The 11,779-nt window shown below is 71.5% G+C and carries 8 protein-coding genes; 4 read left to right on the plus strand and 4 right to left on the minus strand.

Translation table 11 applies throughout. From position 1 onward, the window contains the following. Positions 1-5: 5 nt before the first annotated feature. Complete coding sequence (locus Dfulv_RS04815) at positions 6-2,480, minus strand: LuxR C-terminal-related transcriptional regulator (RefSeq protein WP_259861400.1); 2,475 nt, start codon at positions 2,478-2,480, stop codon at positions 6-8. Positions 2,481-2,887: 407 nt separating this feature from the next. On the opposite strand from Dfulv_RS04815, the gene Dfulv_RS04820 reads away from it, so the two are divergent. Together Dfulv_RS04820 and Dfulv_RS04825 are read left to right on the plus strand one after the other, a co-directional pair. Then, positions 2,888-3,529: a DivIVA domain-containing protein gene (locus tag Dfulv_RS04820; protein WP_259861401.1), complete on the plus strand. Its 642-nt coding sequence runs from the start codon at positions 2,888-2,890 to the stop codon at positions 3,527-3,529. Between the two features lie 79 nt (positions 3,530-3,608). Continuing rightward, a complete protein-coding gene (locus Dfulv_RS04825) occupies positions 3,609-3,998 on the plus strand; it encodes a hypothetical protein (RefSeq protein ID WP_259861403.1) in 390 nt (129 codons plus the stop codon). 626 nt (positions 3,999-4,624) lie between these two features. Here Dfulv_RS04825 and Dfulv_RS04830 read toward each other — a convergent pair. Further along, a complete protein-coding gene (locus tag Dfulv_RS04830) occupies positions 4,625-5,431 on the minus strand; it encodes a DUF7144 family membrane protein (protein WP_259861404.1) in 807 nt (268 codons plus the stop codon). 495 nt (positions 5,432-5,926) lie between these two features. Here Dfulv_RS04830 and Dfulv_RS04835 point away from each other — a divergent pair, with 495 nt between their 5' ends. After that, positions 5,927-6,808: a formylglycine-generating enzyme family protein gene (locus tag Dfulv_RS04835; RefSeq protein ID WP_259867422.1), complete on the plus strand. Its 882-nt coding sequence runs from the start codon at positions 5,927-5,929 to the stop codon at positions 6,806-6,808. Positions 6,809-7,055: 247 nt separating this feature from the next. Further along, positions 7,056-9,551 (plus strand): LuxR C-terminal-related transcriptional regulator, encoded by a 2,496-nt coding sequence (locus Dfulv_RS04840; RefSeq protein ID WP_259861405.1) that lies wholly within the window; start codon positions 7,056-7,058, stop codon positions 9,549-9,551. Positions 9,552-9,845: 294 nt separating this feature from the next. On the opposite strand, the gene Dfulv_RS04845 is transcribed toward Dfulv_RS04840, so the two are convergent. Together Dfulv_RS04845 and Dfulv_RS04850 are read right to left on the minus strand one after the other, a co-directional pair. After that, on the minus strand, positions 9,846-10,652 hold the full coding sequence (locus Dfulv_RS04845) for a DUF7144 family membrane protein (protein WP_259861406.1): 807 nt from the start codon (positions 10,650-10,652) through the stop codon (positions 9,846-9,848). Between the two features lie 368 nt (positions 10,653-11,020). Then, positions 11,021-11,710, minus strand: coding sequence for a PP2C family protein-serine/threonine phosphatase (locus Dfulv_RS04850; protein WP_259867424.1), 690 nt, complete (start codon positions 11,708-11,710; stop codon positions 11,021-11,023). Between the last annotated feature and the right edge of the window lie 69 nt (positions 11,711-11,779).

Consider the following 11,779-nt stretch of genomic DNA (forward strand, 5'->3'; position numbering starts at 1 on the left):
GCGGGTCACAACAGCCGCAGTTCCCGCGCGCGCTCGACGGCTTCGCGCCGGCGGCCGGCGTGCAGCTTGCGGTAGATGTTCTTGACGTGGGTCTTGACCGTGTTGACCGACACGTAGAGGGTCGACGCGATCTCCAGGTTCGACATGGTGCCCTGCAGGTACCGCAGGACGGTCAGCTCCCGCTCGGTCAGCGGTTCGACGAGGTTCCCGTCGCCACCGCCCCGCGAGCCGCCGGCCAGCGGCGACGAGCCGGCCGCCAGTTCCGCGGCGAGCGGGTGGTAGACCGGCAGGAGCGGGGCGAAGTTCGCCAGCAGGTCCCGCACCGGGTGCCCGCCGACCAGGAACGGACGCCGGAAGCTCTCCTCCTCGGCGATGTCCAGCGCCGTCTCGAGCCCTCGCAGGACCCGGTTGCGGTCGCCGAGCGCGCGGCCGGCGAGCGACGTCAGGATGGCGGCGTGGACCGTCCAGGTCAGCGCGGAGTCCGTGGACGGCGTCGCGTACTGCGCCGCGGTCGACGCGGCGGCTGCGGCCTTGCCCTCCACGAGCGCCGCCGACGCGTCGACACAGGCAGCCCAGCCCGGGAAGACGTCGGGGTCGCCGCCGGTGGCGACGAGCCGCCGCGCCGCGCCCAGGTCGCCGCCGCTGATCCGCAGCTCGGCCTCGGTCAGCGCGAGTGCCCGCTCGACGGCCGGCGCCAGCGGGGCGCCACCGAGCTCGCGGCGCGCCGAGTGCAGCACCTCCAGCGCCGCGGCCAGGCGTCCGGCGCCGTGGCGCAGCCTCGCCCGTACCGTCGCGATGGCCACCAGCAGATCCGGGTCGCCGGCGGCGAGGTCGAGCCCTTCGTCGAGCAGCCGGTCGGCCTCCGCGATGCGGTCCCACTCGCCGTAGACGCTCGCGAGGGCCATCCGCACCCAGCCGAGGTCGGTCGCGTCGGTGATGCCGAAGCGGTCGGCGGTCACCAGCGCCTGGCGCCCAAGCCGCGCGGCGGCACGCAGCCGGCCACGGGTCGACTCCAGGACGGCCAGCTGGCTGGCCGCGCAGACCTGCGCCTGCGCCATCCCGGCACGCTGTGCGAGGACCAGCGCGCCGTGCAGCGGTGCGCCCGCGGCGGCGAGCTCGCCGAGCCGCAGCCTGGCCTCGCCCTCGTCGAGCAGCGCCAAGGCCCGCACCTCGTCGGTGTTCGGGTGCAGGTCCGGCAGCGCTGCCAGCGTGCGCCGGGCATCGCCGGCGAGCCACGCCTCGGCGGCCGCGAAGCCGGCCAGCATCGGGCTGCCGCCGTCGCGGTCGCTGCGGCGCAGGAAGTCGCGGGCGCCGTCGAGGTCGCCGACGCGGAGCCGCTCGGCCGCGAACGCGAGCACGAGGTGCGGGTCCGCCGCCTCCTCGACACCCGGCGCGTGCGGCGCCGCCTCGTGCGGCCGGTCGTAGCGGACCCCGCCGACGATGTCCGGCCAGTGCCGGTCGAGCACCTCGACCGCGCCGTGCCAGTCCTCGGCGAGCAGTGCGTGACGCAGGGCCTCGGCCGGGATGCCGTAGGTCGCGTGCCAGGCGGCCGCCCGCCGGTGCAGCTCCGGTACCCGTTCCGGGTTGCGGCGCAGCAGTTCGGCGTGCAGCGTCCGGGCGAAGAGCGGATGGAAGCGGTACCACCCACCGGGGCCCGCGTTGCGCGACAGGAACGCGTTCGACCCCTTCAGCTCCGCGAGCACGCGGGCGCCGTCGTCGCGGCCGGTGATCGCCTCGACCAGTCCGGCGTTCAGGCGCGGCGCGACCGCCGTGTCGAGCAGCAGCTCGCGGGTGTCCGCCGGCAAGGGGTCGATGACCTCGCCGGTGAGGAAGTCGCCGACGGCCGTGCTGAACCCGCCGCCGTCGTCGAGCACCCGCTCCGGCTCCGGGTGGCCGCGCATCGCCATGGCGGCCAGCCGTACACCGGCCGGCCAGCCCTCGGTGATCGAGTGCAGTGCATACAATGTCGAGCCCGGCAGCACCACGTCGTGGGCCGCGAGCAGTTGTGCCGTCTCCGTGATGGTCAGCGACAGGTCGTTCGTGCGCATCTCCGTCAGCGAGCCGTTGACCCGCCAGCGGTACAGCGGCAGTGCCGGGTCGCGGCGGCACGACAGCACCAGGTGCAGTTGGCCCATCCCGTGCCGGACCAGCGACTCCAGCTCCGTCAAGGCCTCCGGGTCGCTGATCTCCCGGACGTCGTCCACGACCACGATGTGCGGCCGATCTAGCGCGTCGACGGCCTTGAGCAGGTCGTCCTCGTACCACTCGCCGGTCTTGTCCAGTTCGTCGTCCGGCTGTGTCGAGAGTGCGCCGAGCAACTGTCCCGGAACGTCGGCGCCGTGCGCCGAATGGGACGTCACCCATCGCACCACTGGAGCCTCGTTGCCGTCGCCGAGGCGTGCGGTGCGGGCCCAGGCGACCAGCGCGGCCGTCTTCCCCCATCCGGCGGGAGCGGTCACCAGTGTCAGTGGCGCACGCACCGCGGCGTCCAACTGTGCGACGACCCGATCCCGCATCACATACCCCGGCGGGAGATCCGGCACCGCCAACGACGACGGTGCGAATCCACGGCGATCCTGCTGTACCAACGCTTGTGCCACCCGTGCCCCCCGATTTCGCTGCCCCGGGTCTTGCTTTCGGCCCTCCCGGTCAAACGTGACGAGCAAAGCACCGCGTGATCGCTGAGGGCCTCACCCTCCCTGGGTGGTATTCCCGCACGAACCAGCCCATTTGCCTTGCGTAGCAAGGGTTCCATCGACGCAGTTGCACCGGCGAGCCGCCCGCCGGAGGCTCACCCGGAACGGATGACGCGCGGTCACCACACCGGTCGGCAGCGTTCCCGCTATCGCCCGTTGCGAGAACGGGCCGAGGAGGGGGATGAGCCAGGATGAGCGCGCTTGTCGGCGAGATCGAGCTGCGCCCCGAGAACGGCTTCGAGCTGAGCCTCCGGGGCTACCATCGCGCCCAGGTCGACCGGTACATCGCCACCTTGCAGATGCGCCTGACGACACTGGAGACGGAGCTGGCCTCGGCGCGATATCGCGAGCAGCAGCTCGCCGGGCGGGTGGAGCGACTCAACACGGAGCTCAAGCAGTGTACCTGCGGCGACGAGAAGTCGAAGGCCGTGGGCGGCCGGATCCAGCGGATGATCGAGCTGGCCGAGGAAGAGGCCAACGCCCTGCGGACCCAGGCGGAGCAGGACCTGGAGCAGGCCCGTACCGCAGGAGAGGCGCTACTGGCGGACGCGCGCCGGCACGCCGAGGACGCGATGCGCGACTTCCAGACCGCGCTCGCGCAGCGGCGCAGCGAGGAGGCTCGCGCGGAGGCCGCCCGGCGGGCACAGTGGGACGCCCGCCGGCAGCGCCAGCGTGAGGCCGCCGAAAACCTCCTCGCCACCACCCGGTCGGTCGGCGGCGACAGCCTCCGCGTGACCCGCCGGCTGCTCGACGCGCTGACCGAGGAACACACCAAGCTGGTCGCGGAGGTCGAGCTGGCGGAGAAGGAGCTGTCCAACCTGTCGTCGACGTGAACGCGACCGCCCCGCCCCGGGCCCGGGTCCACTATGGACTCGGGCCCGCCTCTTTCCGTTGCGGCACAAGGCTTGCGGCGTGCTGGTTGTGAGGAGCGGCGTGCAGGTTCTTCACCCGGCCCGGGTGACGACGCATCACTCGGACAGCCAGCAGGATTCTTGCCATGACGAGGCGAACGACCACTGGGCGGCGGGCCGCATGACCGCGACGCTGCCGGTGCTCGAGCCCGAACTGCGGGCGGATCTGACGGTGACTGCTGCGCCGTCCACAGCGGTCCGCCCGTTCCCGCCAGCCGCGGGCGTCACGTCGTCGGTGGTCCCCGACGTGACGACCCAGCTGGGTCGCTCGGTGAAAGCCGTTGAGCAGGGGGTACTCAACGGTCCAGGAGACAGCGGTGAAATTGGCCCGCGTCCTGAGCACCGGTCGGCCTTCAGCGAGGGCGGCGGGAGCCGATGGGTGGGCGGCTGATCCGGAGGAGGCCGCCCACCCATCGCAAGTCGCAACCTGACCTTTCGCACCACCGCATCCTGATCGTCTGAACCATCGTGAAGACGGCGCGTCGGCGCCGGCGCGCTCCCAGGCCCGCGTCGGCGCCTTTCGCGTCCCCGCCATCTGTCGTGGGTGTCCCCCCCGTGTGTATGCGCATGGTCACGGCGGTTGGTGGCACCCCGGTTCCGGCTGGTCTTCCCGCACGCAGACGACACCGGCGACAAGGTCGATGCGGTCATGGAAAGCGCCAGGGGAAGGCATGCGGGCACTCTGGGTGGTCGCTGCTGGTCCTGGGCCGCCACCGCCGCCTGGTCGCGATCCTGTCCGGTGCTCAAGGCACAGCGCGGGAGAGGTGTACCGGCGCCTCATGGACGCCGTCGACCCGGCCCTGCTGTCACGAGCCGAGTGGGGGCGGCTGCGGAGACCGATCTCATGGGTGGCCGGCGACCTCGCACTCGTCCGGGGCTCACGCGATCGCCGTCGGGGCCGAGCGCCGCCTGCCGCACGCGGTGCCCCGGCTCGCGGCGGCAACGGGTGCATCCCGACCCGCAGGGGCACCCACGCCCATGCGGATCTGGACCACCATCGATCTTCCGTGTGGCGTGTCAGACGGCGCCGGTGCCGTAGCCGGAGGTGGGTGCGGCATGGGTCGGCGAGCCCGGCTGGCCGGGCGCGTAGGGGCCGGCGTTCGGACCGCGCTGCCCGGTCCCGCGGGGCTGTTGTTCCGTCCCCTGGTGGATCGAGCCGGGCGGCATGGAGGCGTGCATCGGCCCGGGCTGGATGGGTTGCCGCTGGTAGGACTGCTGCTGGTAGCCGCTCTCGGGCTGCTCCGGCGCCGCGTGGGCCGGTGCCTGGTGTCCGGGTGCCTGCTGCGGGGCCGGTGCCTCTTCCGGTGCGGCGTGCGCCGGGACACCACGGCCGGCCGCCGGAGCGTTCACCGGGAAGCCCCCGGCCCGCGGCTGCGTGTCGCGGTCCATCCGGTGGGTGCCGCCCGCCAGCTGCGGCTCGGGCTCGCGGGCGTCCGCCCAGTGCACCGTGAGCGCGAACAGGACGATCACGTCGAGCGTGATCATGAGGAGCGACCAGACGGGGTACGCGCCGAGGGAGCCGATCTGCGCCAAGGCGTGCAACGCGACAACGACGATGGCGACGATCCGCGCGATGCTGTTGCGGGCCAGCAGGCCTATGCCGGACGCGAAGAGCAGCCCGCCAAAGACGATCATGACCACGCCGAGCCCGGTCAGGTCGACGACGACGAGACTGCCGCCGTCGATGAACGTCACCTGGTTCTGCAGCAGGGCGACAAGTCCTTCGAGGACGTTGAGGAGCCCGATCACGACGAGCAGCACGGCGGCGAAGGTCACCCAGCCGAACCACATGGTCCTGTTCCTGGTGGTTCTGGTCTCAGCCATGGCCTCTGTGTTCCTTCCTCTCCTCTGCGGGACACCGGCTCCTCTGCGGGGCCGGCTCCTTCCGGGGGATGCCGGCGGGCCTCTTCGGGCCTTCGGGACACCGGCGGACCTGTCAGGACGACCAGGGAAAGGGGGCGGCAGGTGAGCGGGTTCGTCGTCCGGCCGCGGCGGACAAGAGAGGAGGCGCCGCGGCCGGATCCGGCGAAGCTCGTGTGGCGACCTCCCTCCCTTACGGATGCGAACCGGTGCTTTTGGAAGCGATGGTTCGGCCGCCACGGATGACGGGACATCACCCGCCCGGTGTGAAAGCCGATTGACCATGGTCATCGGCGTCGCAGTGCGCTGCGACAGGTGTCCGGCCGGGTCCGGAACAAATGTTGGAACTTAGCGCGCCACCTGCGAGAACGCCACACGGCACGCCGTATCGCGCGGGTCCTCACCCGGACCGGGTGAGGACGGGTCACCCGACGCCGCCGCCACAATGCGGTCGTGGAGATGGCCTGGATCCCCGGCGGCACCTTCGCCATGGGCGCCGAGGGCTTCTATCCGGAAGAGGCGCCGGTGCGCAAGGTCACCGTCGATGGCTTCTGGATCGACTCGCACTCGGTGACCAATGCGGAGTTTGCCCTCTTCGTGCAGGAAACCGGATACCGCACCGTCGCCGAGCGCCCCGCGGACCAGGGCCCCCCGGGCTCGATGGTCTTCGTCCAGCCGCCCGGTCCGGTGCCCTTACGCGACTGGCGGGTGTGGTGGGAACTGCGGCCCGGCGCCTCCTGGCGCCACCCGTTCGGCCCCGAGTCGTCGATCCGCGGCAAGTCCGCCCACCCGGTGGTCCACGTCGCCTACGAGGACGCACTCGCGTACGCCAAGTGGGCCGGCAAGGACCTTCCCACCGAGGCCGAGTGGGAGTTCGCGGCGCGCGGCGGCCTGGACGGCGTCGCCTATCCGTGGGGCGACGAGCCGGAAGCCGGCCGCGCCAACATCTGGCAGGGCATCTTCCCATGGCTCGACCGCTCCGAGGATGGCCACGGCACCAGCCCGGTCGGCGCGTTCGCGGCCAACGGCTACGGCCTCTTCGACGTCGTCGGCAACGTGTGGGAGTGGACCTCGGACTACTACCGCTCCGGTAACGCCCGGTTCGACGCCGGCGACGACCCACTCACCCCTGTGGGTGATGTCGCGGAGAATCCGCGTGTCGACACGCCCGCGGGTGCCGCCGTGTTCGCCAGCCGGGTGGTGAAGGGCGGTTCGTACCTCTGCTCCACCGGCTATGACCACCGCTTCCGGCCGGCAGCTCGACAGCCTGAAGCCATTGATTCTGGTAGTTGTCACGTGGGTTTTCGATGCGTGCGTAGGCAGGCGCTCCAGGCGGGGTGACCACGCACCGTCATTTGTTCACCCCCTACGGGTGAGGCGACATCACCTCTTGTCGCCCCACAATCCCGTGGTCATCCGCCGTGCTGCGGTGGGTGGGAGGGGGCGAAATACGTTGGGGCAGAAAACGCTCGTTGACACCATCACCCGTCCCGCACTGCATTTCGCAGTGCCCGAGCCGCCCCGCTATCACGTGCCGCGACCGCGTCTGCTGGACGCTCTCGATCGAGCCGTAGCGGGGCCTTTGACATTGATCTCAGCTCCGGCGGGGTGGGGCAAGACCACACTGCTGGCCGAGTGGGTGGCGGCGGGTCGGGTGCCCTGGCCGCTGGCGTGGTTGACCGTCGAGGCGCACCACGGCCCACGCTTTTGGGAGCACGTGCTGGAGGCGGTCTCCGCGTCGACCGCCGAGCACCAGGTGACCGACACCGTCGACGGTGACGGCGGGGCGCTCGAGGAACTCGTCGCCCTGCTGCGCCGACCCGGTCCGCCGGTGGTGCTCATCCTCGACGACCTGCAGGAACTCTCGGTTCCGCGGGTCTGGGGTGAACTCGAGACGCTGCTTTCCCAGGCGGGTGACCGCCTGCGTCTCGTGATCGCGTGCCGGACCGATCCGGCGCTCACGCTGTACCGCTTCCGCATCCGCGGCGCGCTGTCCGAGCTGCGCACCGGCCCGCTCGGCTTCACGCTCGACGAGACGGCGCAGATGCTCGTCGCGCACGGTGTCCGGCTCGCGGAGTCGGCCCTGGTCGAGCTGCACGCGGTGATGAAAGGGTGGGCCGCGGGCCTGCGCCTCGCCGCGCTGGCGGTGCAGGGTCATCCCGAGCCCGACAGCCTCGTCCCGCGCTTCGCGCTGCAGGACCGGGCGCTGGGGGAGTACCTGGTCGGTGAGGTCTTCGACACGCTGCCGGAGGACGTCCGCGAAGTTGTCCTCTGCACGTCGGTCCTCGACCAGGTGAGCGCCGAACTGGTGGAGGCGCTGACCGGCCGCGTCGACGGCGCGCGGATCCTCGCGCAGCTCGAGCACTCGAACCTCTTCGTCGTGCAGGGCAGCGGCAACGCCGGGATGTACCGGTGCCATCCGCTGTTCGGGCTGATGCTCTACGACGAGCTACGGCACCGCCGGCCCGAGCAGGTCCGCCAGCTGCACCGGCGGGCCGCGGACTGGTTCGCCGCGCACGACCAGCCGGCCGACGCGCTGCGGCACGCGCTCGCCGCCCGCAACTGGGGCCAGGCGGCCGAGCTGCTCGCCGAGAGCTGGCAGGAGCTGGTGCCGGGCGCGCGGCTGCGCACCATCAAGGAACTGGTGCCGCCGCCTCCGCAGGAGATCCGCAACGACCCGAAGCTGGCCCTGGCGTTCGCGGCCGAACGGCTCGACGCCAGCGACCCGCAGGGTACCGAGACCTTCCTGCACCTGGTCGACCGGTCCCAGCACACCCTCGTCGACTCGGCCCGCGCGCAGCTGCGCCCGATCGTCGACAGTTTCCGGATGGCGGAGGCACATCAAAGCCAGAAACCGGAGCTGGTACTGGCAACCGCCCCGCTCCTCCTGCGTGAGGACACCGGCCTCGACGACCAGGACGCCGCGCGCATGCGGGCGCTGGCGCTCGTCGCCGTCGGCGGTGCGCGGCTCATCCAGGGCGACCTCCAGGCCGCCGAGCACGCGCTGCAGGAATCGCTCAACCTGGCCCGCCGCAGCGGCGGCGTCCAGTCGCAGCTGGCCGCTCTACGACAGCTCGCCCAACTCAACGCGGCACGGGGCAGACTCACCGCCGCGATGCGTTACGGCAAGGAAACGCTCGCTCTGGCCGACCGCGAGGGCCAGACCCAGGGCAGCGACGTCGTATGGGCACAGCTGACCGTCGCCGAGGTCTGCTACCTCCAAGCCCGGGTGCGTGCAGCCGAGCATTACCTCGACCGTGCACTCGACGGAGGCGGCCTCGCCGACCCTGCGTTGGTGGCGGTGGCGACCATGTCCCGTGCACACATCCGCGCCGCGGCGGGCGACGCGCGCGCGGCGTGCACGGAACTGGCCGCCATCCGCCGCCAACTGGCCGACTGGCGGTACACCCCGAAGCTCCAGCACTGCGTGACCCTTGCGGAGGCGGAGCTGCGGTTGTCGGCGGGCGACGTGGAGGCGGCGAAGCGCCTCCTGAACCTCGAACCGGTCGAGATGCTCGCACCTTGGCACGGCGTGGTCCGGGCCAAGGCGCACCTCGCGGAGCGTCGCCCCGCGGCGGCCCTCGGCTCCGTCCAGCCCTATCTCGAGCCCACGACGGGCTCGCTGGTCTGGACCGTCGACGCGAACCTCACCTCGGCCCGCGCCCTGCGTGCCCTGGGCGATCGGTCGAAGGCCGGCCGGGCGCTGGAGCAGGCGCTGCGGTTCGCCGACGACGAGTCGATCCGCTGGCCGTTCGTCGCGGGTGGCCAGCCGGTGCGTGAGCTGCTCGTGACGTACCTGCCGGCCGGCAGCGGCTTCCGCGGCCTGGCCGAGGACATCGCCACCGAGCTCAACGGCTTCGGCCGTCCGGCGGCCGCCGCCGGCGAGCTGGCGGAGCCGCTCACGGAGCGGGAGCTGGCCGTGCTGCGATACCTGCAGGGCACGCTGTCGGCAGGCGAGATAGCGTCGATGCTCTACGTTTCGGTGAACACGGTGAAGACCCACATGAAGAACATCTACCGCAAGCTGGGCGTGGGTCGCCGCCGCGAGGTGATCGAACGCGCCCGCGAGCTGAACCTCTTGTAGAAGTCGATTTTTCGCAGAGCGCGGCGGTCTTCGGACCTGCCGCGCTTTGCTGTTTCCTGGGCTCGGCCGGGCTCTCCGGCCGGGGCTTCCCGCTTGGGGCTGGTGGCTTCCGCCCGCACGAGCCCCGTCCGAGGATGTTGTGGTCATCCCCCTTCGCCCGGAACACCCCGTGCGGACAGCGCCCACCGCCACGGCCCGCGTGGTTTGCAGCGGCCCAGGAGAGGCTCTGCCGAAACAACAACAGCGGCGGCGTCCATCATGGACGCCGCCGCTGTTCGGCGGTGAAACAGGGAGTCAGCGCACCACGTACGGGCGGGCGCCGATCGCGGCCAGCTCCTCCGGAGCGTCGTCCAGTGTGGACACCCGCGTCGTTGCGGGCTGCTCCTCCAGGATCATCGGCAGCGGGTCGACCAGCGGATCGAAGGCGGCCCGTTGCACCGGGTCCTCGTCCACCCGGACCGGGACCGTCGCGTGGCCGATCGCCCGCACCCAGGTCGTCTGGGTGTTCAGGTCGGGCTCGACGAGCTCTGCGTCGACCGTCTCCGACGGCACGGCGTGCGGGTCCACCATCAGGTCGACCAGGATGATGTCGCTGTTCTCGGCGCTGTGCCGCACCAGCGGGCGGCCCGCCTTGTGCCGTGCCCGGTATGCGTCCGACCGGCTGTTCCGGCGCAGCGCCAGTTTCGCCACCGGGGCCGACGCCGACATGGACTCGTCGACGGCCTCCCGGTTGCGCGGCACGGTCAGGATGAAGATGATGATGACGTCCAGCGTGATCATGAGCAGCGACCAGGCCGGGTAGGCCCGCAGCATGGCCAGCTGTGAGATGGTGTGCAGCGCCACGATGCTCACCGCCGCGAACCGCGCGCTGCTCTTGCGGGCGCGTAGCGCGATGCCCGTGAGCGCGAGGAGCACGCCCAGCGTCACCGTGGCGGCGGCCCAGGTGCCGGCGCTGGTGAATGCCACATCATCGCGGTTGAAGCCGACCCCGCCGCTGGCGAACCCCACCAGCAGACCCTGTGAGACGTTCAGCGTGCCCACGAGCGTGAGCATGGTCGTACCGAACGCCGTCCATTCCTTCACCGCACCGCCGTTGCGCATCCGCCCCTTGTCTCCCTTGCCTGAGTCAGAAAACCGTTGAGGCCGTGCCGGCCCCGGTCGAAACCGAGACCGGCACGGCCTATTTCCCCCGTTACTTGTTCCCCCCGGAACAGGCGCGACAAGTGGTGTTCCGATCACGCCGCCCGCGTGACCGAACCACCGGCGCAGACCCCTCCGTGCCGGTTACCGGGAGGCGGTTGACCCATCCCGCGGACGTGGGTGGATCCCCCGGCCTCCCCAGTTTCCGGACATCGGCGCCAGCCGAAGTTCGGCAACGTGTCGTGCCTGGTGACATGATTCGAACGACAGGGGTGAGTAGTAATCACCCTCGATGGGTGACCAGGCGGGTGGCCACCCGGCAGATAGCGTTACACCGGCTCCGCGGCGAGGAGGCAGGCGTCGTCGTCGGGGTTGCCGCGGCGTGCCTGGTCGATGGCGTTGCGCAGCCGTTCGCCGGGCGCGGCGGTGCGCATCGCCAGGCGGACGTCCTCGGCGAGGTCCTGCACACCTTGGTCGATGGCGCGGTCCCGCTGTTCGACGACGCCGTCGGTGTACATGAAGAGCATCTCGCCGCCGGCGAGACGCACTGTCGCCTGGGAGTACCGCGCGGCGGGATCGACGCCGAGCGCCATGCCCGGCGGCTGGAAGAGCGGCGACACACCCTCGGACGTGGCCCGCAGGATCGGCAGGTGCCCGGCCCTGGCCCAGGTGAGCGTGCGGTCGGCGGGCCGGAAGCGGCCGCAGACCGCAGTGGCGAGCATGGTGGTGTGCCGGCGGCACAGCATCCGGTTGAGGGCGGCGAGCACGGCACCCGGCTCGTCGCCGGCCAGCGACAGCCGGGTCATCACGGCACGCAGCTGGACCATGGTGGCTGCGGCGGTGCGGCCGTGGCCCATGACGTCACCGACGGCGAGCAGCACGTCGCCGTCGGGGAGGGCCATGCTCAGATACCAGTCGCCACCCACGTTCGCCGTGCGATCGGCCACCTCGCACCGCACCGCGACACGGACGCCGTTGATGTCTCCTTGCAACGCGAGATCGTGCACAGCCAGAGCCATCACGCACCACATCCTCGGCCCGGGGTCCGCCGCCGGTCGGAGCACCGGTGACCGCAATATCGTGGCCTT

It is taken from the genome of Dactylosporangium fulvum (assembly GCF_025137375.1).
In the GTDB taxonomy this organism is placed as follows: Bacteria; Actinomycetota; Actinomycetes; order Mycobacteriales; family Micromonosporaceae; genus Dactylosporangium; species Dactylosporangium fulvum.